The 18602-nt window shown below is 45.3% G+C and carries 17 protein-coding genes and 1 riboswitch; of the genes, 6 read left to right on the top strand and 11 right to left on the bottom strand.

Annotated elements, in window-relative coordinates; translation table 11 throughout:
* Positions 1-117: 117 nt before the first annotated feature.
* The gene (uvrD, locus tag ED652_RS21635; protein ID WP_009848185.1) at positions 118-2292 is read right to left on the bottom strand and encodes a DNA helicase II; all 2175 of its coding nucleotides are present in this window, start codon (positions 2290-2292) and stop codon (positions 118-120) included.
* A gap of 264 nt (positions 2293-2556) precedes the next feature.
* Here uvrD and ED652_RS21630 point away from each other — a divergent pair, with 264 nt between their 5' ends.
* The 4 genes from ED652_RS21630 (at position 2557) to ED652_RS21615 (ending at position 4966) form a co-directional block, all read left to right on the top strand.
* Positions 2557-2817, top strand: coding sequence for a DUF2282 domain-containing protein (locus ED652_RS21630; protein ID WP_122056125.1), 261 nt, complete (start codon positions 2557-2559; stop codon positions 2815-2817).
* 64 nt (positions 2818-2881) lie between these two features.
* The gene (locus ED652_RS21625) at positions 2882-3742 is read left to right on the top strand and encodes a DUF692 domain-containing protein (protein ID WP_122056124.1); all 861 of its coding nucleotides are present in this window, start codon (positions 2882-2884) and stop codon (positions 3740-3742) included.
* Complete coding sequence (locus ED652_RS21620; protein WP_122056123.1) at positions 3739-4506, top strand: DNA-binding domain-containing protein; 768 nt, start codon at positions 3739-3741, stop codon at positions 4504-4506. Before ED652_RS21625 ends, ED652_RS21620 begins: the two co-directional genes overlap by 4 nt.
* 1 nt (position 4507) lies before the next feature.
* Entirely contained in the window at positions 4508-4966 is a 459-nt protein-coding gene (locus ED652_RS21615; protein ID WP_004736653.1) for a DoxX family protein, read from the top strand.
* A gap of 86 nt (positions 4967-5052) precedes the next feature.
* Here ED652_RS21615 and ED652_RS21610 read toward each other — a convergent pair whose 3' ends face one another.
* Together ED652_RS21610 and ED652_RS21605 are read right to left on the bottom strand one after the other, a co-directional pair.
* Positions 5053-5334, bottom strand: a complete 282-nt coding sequence (locus tag ED652_RS21610; protein ID WP_004736654.1) for a hypothetical protein — start codon at positions 5332-5334, stop codon at positions 5053-5055.
* A gap of 102 nt (positions 5335-5436) precedes the next feature.
* Positions 5437-6636 (bottom strand): multidrug effflux MFS transporter, encoded by a 1200-nt coding sequence (locus tag ED652_RS21605; protein WP_029222012.1) that lies wholly within the window; start codon positions 6634-6636, stop codon positions 5437-5439.
* Positions 6637-6737: 101 nt separating this feature from the next.
* On the opposite strand from ED652_RS21605, the gene ED652_RS21600 reads away from it, so the two are divergent.
* Positions 6738-7679 carry a LysR substrate-binding domain-containing protein gene (locus ED652_RS21600; protein WP_122056122.1) on the top strand — a complete coding sequence of 314 codons (942 nt, stop codon included), beginning with the start codon at positions 6738-6740 and terminating at the stop codon, positions 7677-7679.
* Between the two features lie 122 nt (positions 7680-7801).
* Entirely contained in the window at positions 7802-9592 is a 1791-nt protein-coding gene (locus tag ED652_RS21595; RefSeq protein WP_122056121.1) for an aminopeptidase P family protein, read from the top strand.
* A 136-nt stretch (positions 9593-9728) separates the two neighbouring features.
* On the opposite strand, the gene thiH is transcribed toward ED652_RS21595, so the two are convergent.
* From thiH to ED652_RS21555, 8 genes are all read right to left on the bottom strand, one after another.
* A complete protein-coding gene (thiH, locus tag ED652_RS21590; protein ID WP_122056120.1) occupies positions 9729-10856 on the bottom strand; it encodes a 2-iminoacetate synthase ThiH in 1128 nt (375 codons plus the stop codon).
* 7 nt (positions 10857-10863) lie between these two features.
* A complete protein-coding gene (locus tag ED652_RS21585; protein WP_122056119.1) occupies positions 10864-11628 on the bottom strand; it encodes a thiazole synthase in 765 nt (254 codons plus the stop codon).
* A gap of 2 nt (positions 11629-11630) precedes the next feature.
* Positions 11631-11840, bottom strand: a complete 210-nt coding sequence (gene thiS, locus ED652_RS21580) for a sulfur carrier protein ThiS (RefSeq protein WP_017075891.1) — start codon at positions 11838-11840, stop codon at positions 11631-11633.
* Positions 11837-12619 (bottom strand): HesA/MoeB/ThiF family protein, encoded by a 783-nt coding sequence (locus ED652_RS21575; RefSeq protein ID WP_122056118.1) that lies wholly within the window; start codon positions 12617-12619, stop codon positions 11837-11839. Before ED652_RS21575 ends, thiS begins: the two co-directional genes overlap by 4 nt.
* A complete protein-coding gene (locus ED652_RS21570; protein WP_122056117.1) occupies positions 12609-13901 on the bottom strand; it encodes a thiamine phosphate synthase in 1293 nt (430 codons plus the stop codon). The genes ED652_RS21575 and ED652_RS21570 overlap by 11 nt, the downstream gene beginning before the upstream one ends.
* Positions 13901-15850, bottom strand: coding sequence for a phosphomethylpyrimidine synthase ThiC (gene thiC / locus ED652_RS21565; protein WP_122056116.1), 1950 nt, complete (start codon positions 15848-15850; stop codon positions 13901-13903). The genes ED652_RS21570 and thiC overlap by 1 nt, the downstream gene beginning before the upstream one ends.
* 129 nt (positions 15851-15979) lie before the next feature.
* A riboswitch (TPP riboswitch) is annotated at positions 15980-16078 on the bottom strand.
* A 62-nt stretch (positions 16079-16140) separates the two neighbouring features.
* Entirely contained in the window at positions 16141-16524 is a 384-nt protein-coding gene (gene crcB / locus ED652_RS21560) for a fluoride efflux transporter CrcB (protein WP_004736665.1), read from the bottom strand.
* Between the two features lie 99 nt (positions 16525-16623).
* Entirely contained in the window at positions 16624-18006 is a 1383-nt protein-coding gene (locus ED652_RS21555) for a multicopper oxidase family protein (RefSeq protein WP_122056115.1), read from the bottom strand.
* Positions 18007-18602: the final 596 nt, after the last annotated feature.

Below are 18602 nucleotides of genomic sequence, written 5' to 3'. Positions count from 1 at the left end.
GACAGCTCTGAAGGATCGTTCAACCGATCACTTTAGTTCTAACTGATCGGCATTACAGCCATTGGCTGCTCTTTTAGTTTTTAATAATGAACGATTTTTAGATGCCGAAGTAGCAGATTAAAGCTGCTCTAATCGAGCGTAAGCCGTTACTAACCACTTAATCCCTTCACCGTTAAACGCAACTTGAACTCGACTCTGTGGGCCACTTCCCTCGAAGTTGATGATGGTACCTTCACCAAACTTAGGGTGCTTAACGCGAGAGCCCAAACTAAAGCCTGTTTCGTTAAAGTTCTCTTTCACGGCGGTTTGGCTAAAGCGACCACTGCTTGCAGGGCGACTCACTTGCGCTTTCATACGCACTTCATCCAGACATGTCTCTGGTAGCTCACGAATAAAACGAGATGGCTTGTGATACTTGTCTTGACCGTACAAACGACGCATTTCAGCGTAAGTGATGTAGAGCTTCTCCATCGCACGGGTCATGCCTACATAACACAGACGACGTTCTTCTTCTAAACGCCCCGCTTCTTCGGCCGACATCTGACTTGGGAACATACCTTCTTCAACGCCAACCATGAATACCATTGGGAACTCTAGGCCTTTGGCACTGTGCAGAGTCATGAGCTGAACCGCATCATCAAATTCATCAGCCTGACCTTCACCCGCTTCCAAAGCCGCATGAGTCAAGAATGCCGTTAGCATGCTCATTTCATCCGCTTCTTCTGGTTTTTCAAACTGACGCGTTGCCGTTACCAATTCTTCCAAGTTCTCAATACGTGCCTTCGACTTTTCGCCTTTCTCTTGCTCGTACATCGCAAACAAGCCCGACGATTTGATCACGTGGTCGGTTTGCTCATGAAGTCTCAGTTCTATGGTGTCATCTTCAAGTGCATTGATAAGTTCAATAAAGCGGCTCAAAGCACCCGCAGCACGGCCTGGTAACACTTGTTCTTCTATCAGAGCAACACTGGCTTCCCACATGGTTGCACCACGATCACGCGCAGCAAGACGAATCGTTTCTAGCGTTTTATCGCCCAAGCCACGCGTTGGCGTATTGACGACACGTTCAAACGCCGCATCATTGCTGCGGTTACTCATTAAGCGCAGGTAGCTCAAGGCATCTCTGATTTCCTGACGCTCGAAGAATCGCATGCCGCCGTAGATTCGGTAAGGTAGACCACCTTGAATCAAAGCTTCTTCAAGAACACGAGATTGGGCGTTATTACGATAAAGCATCGCGGTATCTTCTAACGCACCGCCTTTCTCTTGCCACTCTTTGATTTTGCTGACTGTGAAGCGCGCTTCATCTAGCTCGTTATAAGCCGAGTAAACAGAGATTGGCTCACCATCGTTACCATCGGTCCACAGCTCTTTCCCCATACGCTCGGTGTTGTTGGAGATAAGCTCATTCGACGCCTGCAGAATGGTTTTGGTTGAACGGTAGTTTTGTTCGAGTCGAACCGTTGAAGCGCCTGGGAATTCATCCAAGAACTTCTGAATATTTTCGATTTTCGCGCCGCGCCAGCCATAGATAGATTGGTCATCATCACCCACGATCATCACACGACAATCCGGGCCCGCCATCATACGTAACCAAGCGTATTGGATGTTGTTGGTATCTTGGAATTCGTCGACAAGAATATGCTTAAAGCGAGCTTGGTAGTGCTCGCGGATGTGTTTTTTATCGCGCAATAGTTCATGCGATCGCAACAAGATTTCAGCAAAATCGACCAAGCCAGCACGATCACATGCCTCTTGGTAAGCAGAGTAGATCTTTAACCACGTTTGAGTTATTGGATCATGGTAGGCGTCAATGTGACTTGGGCGCAGCCCTTCGTCTTTCTTGCCATTGATCCACCAAGAAGCTTGCTTGGCTGGCCACTGCTTTTCATCAAGGTTTTGCGCCTTGATTAAGCGACGCAGCAAACGAATCTGATCATCTGAATCAATGATCTGGAAATCTTCTGGCAGTTTTGCATCTAGGTAGTGAGCACGAAGAATGCGGTGACAGATACCGTGGAAGGTGCCGTTCCACATGCCAGACGAGCTGCCCATCATCAACTCTTCAATACGACCACGCATCTCTGCTGCCGCTTTGTTGGTGAAGGTAACCGACATGATAGAGAACGGCGATGCTTGCTCTACGCTTTGTAACCAAGCGATACGATGCACCAACACTCGCGTTTTACCACTGCCAGCACCTGCCAGAATAAGTAGGTTTTCTAAAGGTGCTGCGACCGCCTCACGTTGCTTGTCGTTTAGGCCATCGAGTAAAAGCGAAGGATCTATCATTGAATATGCTCACTACTGGGTATTTATACATAAAAGTCGATTATAACCTAAACACTAGGCTGCGTTTAGGATAATAAGAAGAAAAAACAATCAAAAATAAACATCGTAAAATCAGCACCTTAAAAGACAATTCATCATTAATATTGATATTTCTTATAATGCCGTGAAATTATTTCCTGGTTGTTCCTATCCTTTTTAGTAAGCAAGTTAACAATTCATTAACCTGCGATATAAAAATACTATTAAGTCCTAGAGGGAATGACTATGAAAAATTCTAATCTTGCTGTTACAGCTGCAATCACAAGTGTACTAGCGTTCGGCGGTACAGTTCTTACATCAGCACCTGCGGAAGCAGCAGCAAAAGAAAAATGCTACGGCGTGGCAAAAGCTGGCCAAAATGATTGTGCAACCAAAACAAGTTCATGTGCGGGTACAGCAAAAGAAGACAACCAATCCGATGCATTCGTGGTCGTTCCTAAAGGACTGTGTGGCAAATTATCAGGTGGTGATACTCAATCATCATAATTGAGCTGCTTAGTATGGTGAGCTGATATTCAGCTCACCTCCACTTCCTATTAGGAGAATCGTTGTGACTCAAACTCTTAACCCCAACGCAGGGGTTGGCCTTAGAACACCGCACTTGGACTTCTTTAGCCAAAATCCCGCTTTAGTGAGTTGGTTAGAGGTTCACAGCGAGAACTACTTTTTAACTCAATCACTGCAACGTCAACAACTCCGAGAAATTCGTAACGCCCACAACATAAGTTGCCACGGTGTAGGTTTGTCTCTAGGTTCTGTTGAGCGCATCAACCCAAATCACTTACTGCTGTTAAAAGCTCTGATTGATGATATCGAGCCGTTCTTGGTTTCTGACCACCTCAGCTGGAGTCAGACCGGCGGTCATTACTTCAATGACTTATTACCGCTGCCTTATACCGAAGAGGCGTTAGAAGTCTTCTGTCGCAATGTCATCGAGGTTCAAGACAGCCTGCAACGCCCTATGCTGATTGAGAACCCATCGAGTTACCTTGCCTTCAAGCATTCAACCATCCCAGAGTGGGAATTTTTGGCCGAGGTACAGAAGCGCACCGAATGTCGTCTCTTACTCGATTTCAATAATATTTTTGTCTCATCTTTTAATCATGGCTTCAGCTGTGAAGAGTACTTAAGCGGAATTCCTGCAGACAAAGTGGAAGAGATTCACTTGGCAGGTTTTACCAAAAAGAAGCTTGAACAAGGTGAGATCTGGATAGACACACACAGTAAACCTGTCTGTGACGAAGTGTGGAAACTCTATACTGACTGGATAGCACAACATGGTTCACGCCATACCTTGATTGAGTGGGATCTAGACATCCCAGAACCACAAATCTTATTGGCTGAAGCAATTAAAGCCAGTGACATCTTATATCAACACGACAAGTTCAACCAAAGGAGTCGCGCATCATGAGCCACTCCCTAGCAGATGTTCAATTAGAGTTTGCTAACGCCCTACGCTACCAAAACAATGGTGAGCACTGCGACATAGTGAGCGACCATTTTACGGATGAACAGCGAATCCAGATTTACCGTAATAACTTTGTGATCAGCTTGAGCGAAGTACTGGCAGCAACCTACCCACTCACTGAAATGCTAGTTGGTGAAGAGTGCTTCCGCCAGATGGCTCGTCTACATGTCTTAAGTTATCCATCAACCTCTGGTGACGTCAGTGGTTACGGTGAACACTTTGAACAAACTATCCAAGCCTTTCCTGCTGTTATCGAGGCTGCACCTTATCTCGCTGAAGTAGCTTTGTATGAATGGCAAAAAGATAGCTTGGTTAGATGCGTTTCAGAATCACATGTCGACCAACGTCCTCTTTCTCGTTTAGCTGATGTACCGCAAGAACAACAAGGCGCTTTAGTCTTTCATCTCAAAGATTCAATAACGCTAATTAATTCTAGCTATACGATTATCGCGCTTGAGCAGGCTATCTATCAGCAACAACTCGATGGGTTAGACATCAACCAATCTGAATTTGGGGTGTTAATCCGAGCGGAAAATTCACAGATTGAGAGCCATCGTTTGACGCAAGAAAGCCACCAACTATTAACCGAATTGCAATCGGGTCAAACGCTCTCAGCGATAGACCCTTTACTACTACAACATCTGAATACTGTCATGACACTGAACGTCATCTCAGGCTTTTCAATCAATGCCGAATTGGAGACATAATATGGATAACAACACAGTCACGAACATGATGGCTCAATACGACAGTTTGATTGAGAAATCACAGGCACTTTTTGTTCCCGTACTACTTCTGTTTTGTCGCCTATGGGTGGCGTGGGTCTTCTTTAATTCAGGACTCACCAAAATAGCCACTTGGGATAGCACCCTTTACTTGTTTGAATTGGAATACCAAGTGCCTCTTTTGCCTTGGGAATTGGCCGCTTACATGGGTACCGCAGCTGAATTGATTCTGCCGGTATTCTTAGCGCTTGGCTTGTTAACCCGACCAATGGCTGCAGTGCTGTTCGTTTTCAATATCATGGCCGTCGTGTCATACCCTGTATTGTGGGCACAAGGCTTCTATGATCATCAGCTTTGGGGATTAATGATTCTTATCGTCGTGGTATGGGGAGCTGGACCATTTTCACTTGATAGAATCTTAAAAGCGCAGTTCAAAAACTAAACCTCTTTTCCATGGTCTCTAAATTTACATAGGTCCAAAACGCAAAAAACCACTCAATTGAGTGGTTTCTTTTTATCTGGAATAAACTACTTGTTTAGAAAAGCTTGTAGCTCTTCAGCAGAGATACCTTGCTCGGCTAGCTCTTTTGCTAGTAGCTGAACTTGTTCACCTTTACGAGATTCAACCACGCGTTGAAATTGGTAAATGATATCTCGCAAAGTATCAATTGGAACTTGTTTTGCCGCACTGCGAATACGCTCTTCACTTTGGTTTCCTAGCTCTTTAAGCAATTTACCAAACATGACCTTTTCAGGTGCATCTTCCATTTGTTCTAAGATGCGCGCCATTTCGTAGGTTGTTAATGACATTACAGTATTTTCCGTTGGGGACTAACGTTTCAATGAGTGACAAATATACCATGTTTTAACGTTTCGCAAACCGCCATTTGTATATTTTGTCACCCTTGAGACTTATGCCTTAGCAAACGTCGTGTGCCATGACTTACCCGCTTTGCTCGCAAGCACTAACAATGCAGGAACAATAAGGAACATTTGCAGAGCAATCATCACTTGAGACGTTAAATCAAGACGTTGCATCGTACCAACAAGCAGTCCAGAACCGCTCATTTGGAACAAGCCAAGCAACGCAGCTGCGGTACCCGCACGGTCACCAAAAGGTTCAAGTGCCTTACCGGCTGCGGCACCAAGAATCCAAGCGAAGCCAACTGAAGATAGGAAAATCGGCAGCATGAATGCGATCGCGCTAGCATGCTCAGCAAGCACCAACATAACCACACCCGCTAAGCCAAGCGTTGAAATACCAACAACCAATGCTTTGTAAGTACCAAAACGGTCCATGAACTTAGGCGCTGTGAATGCAGCCGTGATGTTGATAACCGCGTTAATACCAAACCAGAAGGTAAATTCGTTCATCGTCAAACCTAGGTTTTCCATCAGCACAACAGGTGCAGAGGTAACGTAAGCAAGGATTACTGCCATCGCCATTAAGCACAAGGTTGCATGGAAGATGAATGATGGTGTTTTCAATACCGACCAGTAACGCTCAAGTTTGAACACCGCGACCTTTTCTGTCGCCGGATTAGACTCTTTCATTTGGAAAAACAAAATGGTGCCAACCACGACAGCGAAAACAGCCATAAAGCTGAAGTTCGAGCGCCAGCCAAACTGTTGAGTTAACCAAGCACCCAGAATCGGTGCTAGTGCAGGAATAAAGCAAATGGCACCATTGAGGTAACTGATCATACGGCCACTCTTCTCAGGGCCAAATAGATCGCGAACCGTCGCAAAGGCTGCTACAGAAGTCGCACAAGCTCCTAAGCCTTGTAGCAGCCGAGCTATTAGCATCATATCAATCGATTGAGCTGCCCACGCCAAGCAAGCACTCAATGCATAGATACTAACACCTCCCAATGCAACGGTTCGACGTCCTAACTTATCAGCCAAAGGGCCTGCAAATAATTGCCCGACACCCATGGCGAATAAAAACCAAGTAATCGTATCTTGTGCTAATGCGTGTTCCACGTGAAACGCTGTTGAAATTTGTGGCAGAGCTGGAAGATAAATATCTATAGCCAGAGGGCTAAATAGAACCAGCATTGCCAATAAAGCAACCTGCAGTTTACTAGGGGTTGGAAGCGCGTTAGAAGGCACAAGATTCTCCGAATGAGTTAATTTAGGTGCATAATAACCAACTAAAGATATGAACAAAAATGGCATATACTCATTAGCATTATTCCAAATAGGAAACTCACATGAATATCGAGAAACTATCACGCCTCGACCTCAATCTACTGGTTTGCTTGCAGGTGCTGATGGAAGAGCTGAGTGTCACTCGCACTGCGCATCGATTGTGCTTGAGTCAATCGGCTGTGAGTAAGTCGCTAGCTAAGCTTCGTGAACAATTTAATGACCCTCTTTTCACACGAAGTGCTCATGGCCTACGACCAACACCGAAAGCTGTTTTCCTTAAGCCTCGGTTAGAAACGTTGATCAACCAACTTGATGTTCTCACTCAGCCTGAGACATTCATTCCCAACAATAGTGACCACAGCTTTCACATTGCTGCCGTTGAGAGTGTTTACCCGCTGATTCTTCCTCACTTCTTACCGGCGATATTTCGACAAGCACCTAAGGTTAATATCAACACCCATGCGTGGACCGAACAAACCTTTAAGAAGCTACAGCTTGGTGAGTTAGATATCGGACTCACAGGCAAAGACATCGACATCAACGACGCGCGCTTAACCATGCTGCCGCCAGACGACATCTGCGAACAAGAGATCTACCGTGATGCACAGATGTGTGTATTAAGACGCAACCACCCTGCTCTGAGTGGCAAATGGGATCTGGAAACCTACCTTGCACAACGTCACGTACAAGTAAGATGTGATGGTAACGATCGTTGGCTGCTCGACTACAAACTGGCTGATCTTGGCCATCAACGTGATATCGCTATTTCTGTTCCAGACTTCAATAGCGCCGCAAGCCTGTGTACTTACACCGACTTTGTGTTTACCGCACCAAGTCACTTCACCCATCTTGTTGCCAAGCAGCTCGACTTAGTCGTTGTGCCTCTGCCAATGGAATTTCCGCCGATGGCATACACTCTGTTTTGGCATCGTGATAGAGAAAACGACCCAGCGTTAACTTGGCTACGAGATATCATCAAAGAAAAAACTCTGCACCTTAGATAAAAATGGCGTACAGCGTTTGCAGCAAACGAACAAAAGCGCTAGCTTATTGACCTAATAAGTCCCCTCACATGTATATCTACTGTGAGTGTTAACAAGGACCCTAACAATAAGGATAAACACAGATGCACAATATCACTGCGGAACGCGTTACTGCGGTTCGAGCTTGGCTTGAAGCAAACCAACTAGATGCTGTTATCATCCCACACGAAGATGAGTACTTAGGCGAATACGTTCCAGCTCATAACGAGCGACTTCACTGGTTAACAGGTTTCACTGGCTCTGCAGGTGCAGCAGTTATTACCCGCGAAAACGCTGCTATTTTTGTTGATGGTCGCTACACCGTTCAGGTTCGTAAGCAGGTACCAGCAGAGTTATTTGAGTATCGCCACCTTATTGAAGAGCCGGCTTTAGATTGGATCATCAATTCACTAGCACAAGGCAGCAAGGTAGCATTTGACCCACGCATGCACACCGCGGCTTGGTTGAAAGGCGCACAAGCTAAACTGGCTGATAAAGTAGAACTCACAACATTAACAGCAAACCCGATTGATGCGCTTTGGTCTGATCGCCCTGAACCTGTGGTATCTGATGTTCGTCTAATGGCGACCGACGCCGTTGGTCAATCAAGTGAAAGCAAACGCGCTGAAATTGCAGGCCTACTAAAAGCCAAAGGTGCAGATGCCGCTATCCTTACTGAACTTGATTCTATCTGTTGGTTGCTTAACATTCGTGGTTTGGACGTGTCGCGCCTACCAGTGGTATTGTCTAATGCCATCATCCATGCTGATGAAAGTGTCGATTTCTTCTTAGAGCCAGCGCGTATCCCTGCAGGATTTGAAGTACACGTTGGTAATGGTATTCGAGTTTCTCACCCATCAGAGCTTGAAGCGCGCCTTCAATCTTTAGAAGGTAAGAATGTGTCAGTTGATTCAGGCACAAGCAACGCCTGGTACACGCTTGTTCTACAAAACGCTGGCGCTCATATCATTGAAGCAGCCGACCCGAGCTTAATGCCAAAGGCTGCTAAGAACGCAACTGAAATTGCGGGCATGAAAGCGTGTCACATTCGTGATGGTGTTGCGATGGCCAAGTTCTTGTCTTGGATTGATTCAGAAGTCGCGCAAGGCAACCTACACAACGAAGCGGTATTAGCAGACAAAGTACAATCGTTCCGCGAGCAAGACCCAACGCTGATGGACTTAAGTTTTGACACCATTTCTGCAGCAGGAGGCAACGCAGCTATGTGTCATTACAACCACGAGAATCAACCTGAACCAGGTCAGCTAGAGATGAATACTCTGTACCTGGTCGATTCAGGCGGTCAGTACTTAGATGGTACAACCGACATCACTCGTACTATCGCGATTGGCCAACCAAGCGACGAAATGATCCAGCAGTTCACATTAGCGCTTAAAGGTCACATCGGCATTGCACGTGCGCGTTTCCCACAGGGCACTCGTGGTTTCCAACTTGATATCCTAGCGCGTCAGCACTTATGGGCAGAAGGCTTCGACTATGATCACGGCACTGGTCACGGTGTTGGTCACTTTCTAAGTGTTCATGAAGGTCCGCAAAGCATCTCTAAGAAGCTTATCGACGTCCCTCTTGTTGAAGGCATGGTGTTATCAAACGAGCCGGGTTACTACCGTGCTGAGGAGTTTGGTATTCGTATCGAGAACCTAGAATTGGTAGTTGAGCTACCAACTCAAGGTGACTTCTCAGTATTAACGTTTGAATCGCTAACACGTTGCCCTATCGATAAGCGCAACATCAACGTTGACCTACTGACACGACCTGAGCTTGCATGGCTGAACGATTACCACCAGAAAGTATGGAACGATGTTAGTCCATTAATTGAAGGTGATACGTTAGAGTGGCTACGTCAATCAACCACACCACTTGTTCACGCTTAATACCTTGCTAGGCAGGTAACTGAGTCAAAACTAGTCGGCTCAGTCAGATATTAAAGCGGCTACCCTTTGGTAACCGTTTTTGTTTGTCGATTTTTCATCATTGATGTTTCACGTGGAACATCAGCCAAGATGTTAGTTAGCCTGAGTAAGCGCTGTGCCAATCTCGCCATACCGGGTCGAAGCCTCTTTGACGAATCATAGCCTCAACATCAGACGCACTTCTCTCATCACTTATCTCAAACTGTTCAAGCTCTTCCTCACCCGAAGCATAACCACCAGGTTGAGTTTTTGAAGCTGCCGACATACTGGTGATCCCCAATGGCAACACATTGTCGCGGAAAGCTGCAGACTCACGGGTCGAGAGAGACAGTTCAACCTCAGGGTTTAGTAAGCGATACGCACAGATAAGTTGAACTAACTGTTTATCACTCATAATCGATTTAGGCTGCAAGCCTCCACTAGATTCTCCACCCTCGCACGGGCGTAGACGCGGGAATGAAATCGAATAGCGAGTCTGCCAATAAGTGCGCTCTAGGTAATCTAAGTGAGCAGCAACAAAGAAGCAGTCCGTTCGCCAATCTTCCAAACCAATCAAAGCACCAATCCCTATCTTATCAATACCCGCTTTTGCCAAACGATCAGGCGTTTCGAGCCGGTATTCAAAATCCATTTTATTACCACGCAAGTGATGCTCAGCATAGGTACTTGGACTATACGTTTCTTGGTACACCATCACAGCATCTAAACCAAGTGTTTTAAGTTCCGCGTAGTCATCTTGATCAAGCGGCTGCACTTCCATCGCAAGGTAGTTAAATTGCGCTTTGATATTCGGTAGCACCTCGCGGAAGTATTTCATTCCAACCTTAGTTTCGTGTTCTCCGGTGACCAACAACACGCTATCGAACTTCATCTTTTTGATCGCTACACTCTCAGCATCAATTTCATCCAAGGTTAGTGTACGACGCTTAATGCGGTTCTCCATTGAAAAACCACAATACGTACACGCGTTAGCGCACAAGTTAGATAGGTACAAAGGAATATAAAGCGACATCGTATTGCCAAACCGCTTGCGAGTTAGTGCCAGCGATTGTTGTGCCATCTGCTCTAAGTAAGGTTCTGCCGCCGGAGAGATCAGCGCCTTAAAGTCTTCTAAGTCGCGTTTGGGTTTACTCAGAGCACGTTCAACATCCGCTGCCGTTTTACTGAAGATAGACATACCAATGTCATCCCAGTTGAGCTGTTTAAATCGATCAACAAACGTCATAGCAATACTACTCGTCTAGGAATGAAGTTAACGGGCTCGAAGCAACCGCGTGAGATACTTTTCCTGCAAGTCCGGCAAGGTAAGCCATACGTCCTGCTTCTACCGCTAACTTAAAGGCAATCGCCATATCAACAGGCTGTTGAGACGCAGCTATAGCCGTATTCACTAACACAGCGTCTGCGCCCATTTCCATTGCACGAGCAGCATGTGATGGCGCGCCAATCCCTGCATCCACAATCACAGGGACATTCGCTTGATCGATAATGATCTCTAAGAAGTCTGCCGAAGCGATACCTTTGTTTGAACCAATTGGGGCACCTAGCGGCATAACCGCAGCACAACCCACCTCTTCCAAGCGTTTACACAATACTGGATCAGCATGGCAGTAAGGCAACACAACAAAGCCATCTTTAACCAGTTGCTCAGCAGCTTTAAGCGTCTCTATTGGGTCTGGCATCAAGTACTTTGGATCTGGATGAATTTCCAGTTTAACCCAGTTTGTACCTAGCGCTTCACGAGCCAAATGCGCAGCAAAGACAGCATCTTTTGCATTCTTAGCGCCTGACGTATTCGGTAGTAAGTTCACGCCAGCATCAATGATGGGTTGTAAAATGTCGTCTTGCTCAGAGCGAATATCAACTCTCTTCAACGCCATGGTTGCCAGTTGCGAGCCTGAAGCTTCAATAGCACTCGCCATCAAGTGCTTATTCGCGAACTTACCCGTTCCTGTGAAGAGTCGCGATTGAAACGTTTTATCAGCGATAGTTAACATGGTTAGCCTCCTGCTATAGCTTGGAAAAGAGAAATAGCGTCGCCTTCATTGACGACAGTTTTTTGCCACTGACTTCGTGGGACAACCGCATTATTGATTGCAAAGACACAACCTAGGTCAGGTAGTGACAGAGCCTGGATAATGTCCGCGAGAGACGACAAGTGCGCGACCTGTTCTAGTTGCTCGTTTATAGAGATCGTTATATGACTCATTGGATTTCTTCTTCTAAATGCTTAACTGCAGACGCACTGCACACGGGACATTCACTATCTTGAGTGACCATTAAGTTTTGCCAATTCATCGATTGGCCATCGAACAGTTTGAGCTGGTGTGTTGCTACCTGAAACTCACCACGAGTTAAGCGTTGAATAGCAGCCAAAGCTTGAAGGTTACCTATGGTGCCAACAACCGGGCCTATGATGCCGCTATCACTACAACGAGTCGTTTGTGGATGATGTCTGAACGGGAACAAACAGTGATAGCACCCTTTCTGATTCTGATAATCAAATACAATAAACTGGCCTTTCCAGCCAATTGCAGAACCAGAAATCAAAGGGGTCTTCGTGCTGAAACATGCTTGGTTAACCTGCTGGCGTGACTCGAAGTTGTCAGTACAATCCAACACTAAGTCAGCGAGCGTCACTTCAAGCTCAAGCTGACTTTCACTCATTCGTTGATTGATGGTTCTTACTTGGCTGCGACCATTGAGCTCACTCAGTTGTTGCTTCAACGCTTCAACCTTAGGCGAACCTAACTGACTTTCTTTGAACGCGACTTGTCGTTGCAGGTTCGATGAATCCACACAGTCATCATCAACCAACACGATCTTTCCTACACCCGAAGCCGCAAGATAAAGAGCGGCAGCATTGCCTAAGCCACCACAACCAATCACTAGCACATGGCTGTTTAGTAGGTTGCGTTGACCTTGCTCACCGACTTCAGGTAACGCAATTTGTCGTTGATAACGAATAAACTCAAAATCACTCAGCATAGCTAGGCTCCTGCGCAACCTCTTCACCAATATTTGAAGGTTTAGGCGTCATCAGTTTTTCAAAAAACTCGATCACCTTTTTGGGATCTTCCTCTAATGTAATCGCACGTACCACAGCCAAACTCGACACCCCACACTCCCACACCTGCTCAGCTGTCGATTGGTCAATACCACCAATAGCAACCGTCGGATAACCGATGAGTTGTTCTGTGTATGGGATAGTATCGATCAGCTGTTGATACAGAGATAGACGAACTAAACCCTGAGGCTTTGATGGCATCTGTTTAGTTGTTGTTGGGAAGATGTGGCCGAGCGCAATATAGCTTGGGTTAATTTGAACAATGCGTAGCAACTCGTAATAGCCATGAGTCGATAACCCAATCTTTATACCCGCAACGCTCAACTGTGAGAGGTTTGATTCTTCAATATCCTCTTGCCCCAAATGAACACCAAAAGCGTCATGCTTGAGTGCAAGCTGCCAGTAATCATTGATAAAAACTTGAGCTTTATACTCTCGACCAAGCTCGATTGATCGCACAACTTGCTGTTCTAAGTCCGCTTGCTGAGGGTTTTTAATACGTAGTTGAACAGTGTTAATTCCAAGCTTGAGCAACCTTTCGATCCACTCAACATCATCAACTACAGGGTATAGCCCTAGGCTACTCTTGCTCAATTCAGGGAACGAAAGTGATGTTCCTTGGTGCGCCCAACCAACACTAATATCCAGTCGCTCATCTTCCAAAACTGGAATTGGAAAGTTTTGGTAATGTGCTGGCCATGTTCCACGTGAAACATTGGACGATGCGCGAGCTAAAACCAATGCATCCTCTAATGGGAATTCCAGCGCCAACAAAGTAAGTAACCAAGCAAAGTGGCCGCGATTATCTAATTCCTGATGAGCTGTAGTTTCACTCTTGATAGCACGATTAGCATCTCGGTGTGACCAGATATCCAGTACAGTTGAATCATCTGAGACACCGACATAGATGGTATTCGGAGTTTGTATAAAGGCATCACAAACGTCAGTTAGCGCGACTGAATTACTGTAATCAACAACATGGTTCAGTTCCGCTAAGTTACACTCCGCCAATGAATCAACATCATGAGCAAAGCCAATAGATAACGCCTGCTGAGTGTCAACGATAGAGAAGTATTGAGTTGGGCTTACACCCAACTCAACTGCATCGGTTGCCAAGCCTTGTCGCTTAGCAACCAATAGACAGTTCTGCACCTCTCCCGTTAACTCAATATTTTGAGATGGGATGAGTATCTTCACTGTCATTATTCCTCTAATTGAGCTTCTTTTGCACCTACTGCAGGGTGGTAAAGTTCAGAGCCAGTATCACGGAACTCTTGTGATTTCTGACGCATCCCTTCCAACGGGTTATCTAGCATCTTAATTTCGATAGCCTGATCCGCAGCCACTTGTTCAGTGTCTTTCGCATACTCTCGGACTTCCTGAGAGATCTTCATCGAGCAGAATTTAGGTCCACACATTGAGCAGAAGTGAGCAACCTTACCGGATTCTTGTGGCAGAGTTTCATCATGGAAAGAACGGGCTGTTTCAGGGTCTAAAGCTAGATTAAATTGGTCTTCCCAACGGAATTCAAAACGTGCTTTAGATAATGCATTATCTCGGATTTGTGCGCCTGGGTGCCCTTTCGCAAGGTCAGCAGCGTGTGCAGCAAGCTTGTATGTAATCAGGCCGGTCTTCACATCTTCTTTATTTGGTAGACCTAAATGCTCTTTAGGTGTGACATAACAGAGCATCGCACAGCCGTACCAACCAATCATGGCCGCACCAATACCAGAGGTAATATGGTCGTAACCAGGGGCAATATCTGTCGTCAGCGGACCTAAAGTATAGAAAGGCGCTTCGTGGCAGTGTTCTAACTGCTCATCCATATTCTCTTTAATTAGGTGCATTGGCACATGTCCTGGGCCTTCAATGATCACCTGCACGTCGTATTCCCAAGCTACCTTAGTCAACTCACCTAAAGTACGTAGCTCCGAGAATTGAGCCTCATCATTGGCATCTGCAATAGAACCCGGGCGTAGGCCATCACCCAATGACAGAGCAACATCATACTTCGCACAGATCTCGCAGATCTCGCGGAAGTGAGTATAGAGGAAGCTCTCTTGGTGATGAGCAAGACACCATTTCGCGATAATAGAACCACCACGAGAAACAATGCCGGTGACACGTTTAGCCGTCATCGGAACGTAGCGAAGCAACAAACCTGCGTGGATAGTGAAGTAATCAACACCCTGCTCTGCTTGTTCAATCAAGGTATCACGCATCACTTCCCAGTTAAGGTCTTCCGCAACACCATTCACTTTTTCAAGGGCTTGATACATAGGAACCGTACCGATTGGTACTGGGCTATTACGCAGGATCCACTCACGAGTCTCGTGAATATTACGCCCGGTAGAAAGATCCATTACGGTATCGCCACCCCAACGGGTCGACCATACTAGCTTCTCAACTTCTTCTTCAATCGAAGAGCTTACTGAAGAGTTACCGATATTAGCGTTCACCTTCACTAAGAAGTTACGACCAATAATCATCGGTTCTGATTCTGGGTGGTTGATGTTTGAAGGGATGATAGCTCGACCTTCAGCAACCTCTTTACGCACGAACTCAGGAGTAATTTCTTTCGGCAGGTTTGCGCCAAAGTTATGGCCAGGATGTTGGTGGTTAAGCTGCTCATCAGCAAACTTCTGACGTCCCATGTTCTCACGTATAGCAATGTACTCCATCTCAGGAGTGATAATCCCCTGACGAGCATAGTGCAGCTGAGTAACACATTGATCGCCAGTCGCGCGACGAATTCTAGGTAGGTTGCCGTAACGAAGGTCGTCTAGAGTTTCATCTTCTAAACGTTCTTTAGTGTAAACAGAGCTTACATCGTCTAACAGTTCCGTATCACCACGCTCATCAATCCATTGCTCACGCAACTTAGGAAGGCCGCTATACAGGTCTATTTGATGTGTGGGGTCAGTGTAAACACCTGAGGTATCGTAAACTTGAATGGGTACATTAGGTTCGAATACAGGCTCTTTTTTGGTACCACCGACAAGGCTATCAGCGAGTGATATTTCCCGTACAGGGACTTGAATATCTTCTCGAGATCCTTGGATGTAAGCTTTTTTTGAATTTGGATAAGGTTGTACGGATAAAGAATCGATGAAATTCTTCGCTTCCAGTCTTACTTGTTTACGACTCGACATAGCATTTTTCCTTGGCTTTTAGCCATTATTTATAGGGATAAAAATGCTTGACGGATTAGATGCTACAAGAGGGATCACGGTAAGAAATACAGTTGTGATCTGGAGATAGATCTCTAGAGGAACTCTAGTTAGATATCTACTCTTGTTCCCTTCGCAGGTATTAGCCTGATCAGGTTCAACGGATCCCGAGTTAACGGTCTCAGCCATATGGCACTCCGACAAGTTCGATCGAGTATATAAAAACGGCTTGGATAAACCAAGCCGAGTTGTTAACAAATCGTAAGAAAGTTTTAAGACTTTATCAAAAGTTGGAAGCCGATCCATGCTGCTGAGATGCTGAGAACCACGTTGAGTAACACATTGAGTCCCATCTTAAAGAAAGCACCCTGCTGCATAAGAAGCACGTTATCCATCGAAAATGTAGAAAATGTAGTCAGTGCTCCAAGGAAACCAAGACCGATAATTTGCCTCCATGGTTCTGTCGCAACCATCTCATTCTCAAACGCTGCGATGAGTAAGCCCATAATTAAAGAGCCAATCACGTTAACAGTTAGCGTACCATAAGGAAAACCTCGCCCTAGCATCACCACACATAACTCTGAAATCAAATAGCGCGAACAAGCACCAAATGCGCCACCAATGGCAATAAAACCTAAAATAGATAACTGACCCATGAATCCTCCCAAACAATAGTCCCTATATTCTAGCTTTACCGCCGATAAAAGCGAGGGAGAAACTAAGAATGCACGCGCAAATATTAAACGTTACAGGTGTCACTTAACTTCGATATATCCCATTAAACCCGTTTTCATGTGTTCTATAACATGGCAGTGATACATCCAGCGTCCTGGGTTGTCTGCAACAAATGCAGCTTTAGCTCGGCCGTTTTTTCCAAGTAACACTGTATCGGTATGGAAAGGTTCTTCAATTTTTTTACCATCAAGTTCCAATACAGTGAATGTATGACCGTGAATATGGATCGGGTGATGGTATTGGGTGACGTTCTTTAGATCGAATATGTAAGTATTACCTAACTCTAAAGTCGTCAACGGTTCAGGAATATTGTCTTTGCTCATTCCTTCCCATGCTCTTTTATTAGTAAGCCAAAACTTAGGCATCGATTTCCCATCTTTAGAAACTGGTGATACCGCACCTTCCCACTCGAACACAAAATCGATCTCTTCAGCATTAGCAAGATCTAGATTAGGTACAGGGTTAAGAGGCAACAATGGCAATAAACGCCCTTCAATAAGGGAGGAATCTACTACCTCGAACTCACATAAAGAGAAAGGAAAGCGGCCCTTCATTTGAAGAACATTAACTCGCCCGCCCACTTTGGGCGCTATCAGTCCAATATCCACGCGCATCCCTGGGCCGATTTTATGTTGAGTCAATTTATATGGCGTATTTACAGGATTACCATCAATGGCAATCACCCATGCCTCAGCCCCTTCGACAGCAATAGGATAAGTGATCGTATTATCGACATTCGCGATACGCAGTCGAGTTGTTGCGTGCTGCTTTAACTGGTATACAGGTTCATGAACACCATTGACGCTACTCCACTCTCCTGGAGTACCCATACGAGCACTTAGTCGTGGAATCATTAAGTCTTTCCATTGGCCTTGCTTGTCGATATGCCAATGTTTAAGCATCAATGCGTGTTCTTCGTCAAACTGCACGGGAGTGCTTTCTTCTACGATAATAAGGCCAACTAAACCCATACCAAGTTGTTTAACGCTATTCATATGTGGGTGATACCAAAATGTGCCAGCATCTGGCGGTGTAAACTCATAAATGAATGTTTCACCTGGCATGATCGGTGGCTGACTTAAGAAGGGAACTCCATCCATTTCGATAGGAATTCTTAAGCCATGCCAATGGATAGTCGTCGGCTCTGGTAGCTTATTCGTAAAACGAATTGTGACCTTTTCACCCTGTCGACATCGAATCGTCGGAGCTGGGATCTGTCCATTAAAGGCTAAGACATTGGTATCAAATCCCGCGACTAACTCAGCCGTTGAAGGTTCAGCAGTTAAGTCATAAACATACTTTCCTTGTTCATCAACAGACCGCTTCATTGAACAAGCAGGTAGGACTGTTAGTGCAGATATAGCGAGGGATGATTGAATAAACTTACGACGGGAAATATCCATATTTGTTGCCTTTTAGTAATAACGACCAAAATGTAACAAAATATTGAGAATGATTCTCATAAAGAAGTGGGAATTGTGTTGTTGGTTGTTTATAAAAGAGGCAGGGATAAGTGAGCACTTACCTTTATAAGGTCAAATATCATCCAAGGCAAGAAATGACAGCTTAAATATCACACATAGAAAGCCAAAAGACCTCCCTCTTCGACTCGAACTTCAAATTATTACGGAAGCGTTAAGGTTCGAATATCAACATATCCAAATTAGAAGAATTAGGTAAACCATTATAAGTCGAAGCTAATAAAAAAGACTCCAGCATTTCTGCTGAGACTTAAATTTGGTTAGGTGGGTTAAGACTGTACTCAAAATACTCGACCGGCTTGGCGCCATAGATCCCAACATTGCTTCGAAGAGGCAACAGGCGTAAAAAAGCCCCAACATTTCTGCTGAGGCTTTAAATATGGCAGGAGTAGAGGTTTAGGCTACAACACGTGCTGTTTTGGTAAGTCGGGGAATCCGCTGCTCTGCTAATAGCGTAATTAGATTCAGAAAGTAAAAAGGCTCTAGCATTTCTGCTAGAGCCTTAAATATGGCAGGGG

Origin of the sequence: Vibrio sp. Evd11 (assembly GCF_900382755.1) — a bacterium.
GTDB lineage: Bacteria > Pseudomonadota > Gammaproteobacteria > Enterobacterales > Vibrionaceae > Vibrio > Vibrio lentus.
Note: the sequence above shows the minus strand (reverse complement) of the source record. Positions and strands in the feature narration are given on the sequence as shown.

Bases quoted from the DNA above. Each gene is read 5' to 3' on its own strand.
- thiH (WP_122056120.1), bottom strand. From the start codon at position 10,856: ATGACGTTTGTTGATCGATTTAAACAGCTCAACTGGGATGACATTGGT.
- thiS (WP_017075891.1), bottom strand. From the start codon at position 11,840: ATGAGTCATATAACGATCTCTATAAACGAGCAACTAGAACAGGTCGCG.
- ED652_RS21570 (WP_122056117.1), bottom strand. From the start codon at position 13,901: ATGACAGTGAAGATACTCATCCCATCTCAAAATATTGAGTTAACGGGA.
- ED652_RS21600 (WP_122056122.1), top strand. From the start codon at position 6,738: ATGAATATCGAGAAACTATCACGCCTCGACCTCAATCTACTGGTTTGC.
- uvrD (WP_009848185.1), bottom strand. From the start codon at position 2,292: ATGATAGATCCTTCGCTTTTACTCGATGGCCTAAACGACAAGCAACGT.
- ED652_RS21610 (WP_004736654.1), bottom strand. From the start codon at position 5,334: ATGTCATTAACAACCTACGAAATGGCGCGCATCTTAGAACAAATGGAA.
- ED652_RS21555 (WP_122056115.1), bottom strand. From the start codon at position 18,006: ATGGATATTTCCCGTCGTAAGTTTATTCAATCATCCCTCGCTATATCT.
- ED652_RS21595 (WP_122056121.1), top strand. From the start codon at position 7,802: ATGCACAATATCACTGCGGAACGCGTTACTGCGGTTCGAGCTTGGCTT.
- ED652_RS21620 (WP_122056123.1), top strand. From the start codon at position 3,739: ATGAGCCACTCCCTAGCAGATGTTCAATTAGAGTTTGCTAACGCCCTA.
- ED652_RS21630 (WP_122056125.1), top strand. From the start codon at position 2,557: ATGAAAAATTCTAATCTTGCTGTTACAGCTGCAATCACAAGTGTACTA.
- ED652_RS21615 (WP_004736653.1), top strand. From the start codon at position 4,508: ATGGATAACAACACAGTCACGAACATGATGGCTCAATACGACAGTTTG.
- ED652_RS21575 (WP_122056118.1), bottom strand. From the start codon at position 12,619: ATGCTGAGTGATTTTGAGTTTATTCGTTATCAACGACAAATTGCGTTA.
- thiC (WP_122056116.1), bottom strand. From the start codon at position 15,850: ATGTCGAGTCGTAAACAAGTAAGACTGGAAGCGAAGAATTTCATCGAT.
- ED652_RS21585 (WP_122056119.1), bottom strand. From the start codon at position 11,628: ATGTTAACTATCGCTGATAAAACGTTTCAATCGCGACTCTTCACAGGA.
- crcB (WP_004736665.1), bottom strand. From the start codon at position 16,524: ATGGGTCAGTTATCTATTTTAGGTTTTATTGCCATTGGTGGCGCATTT.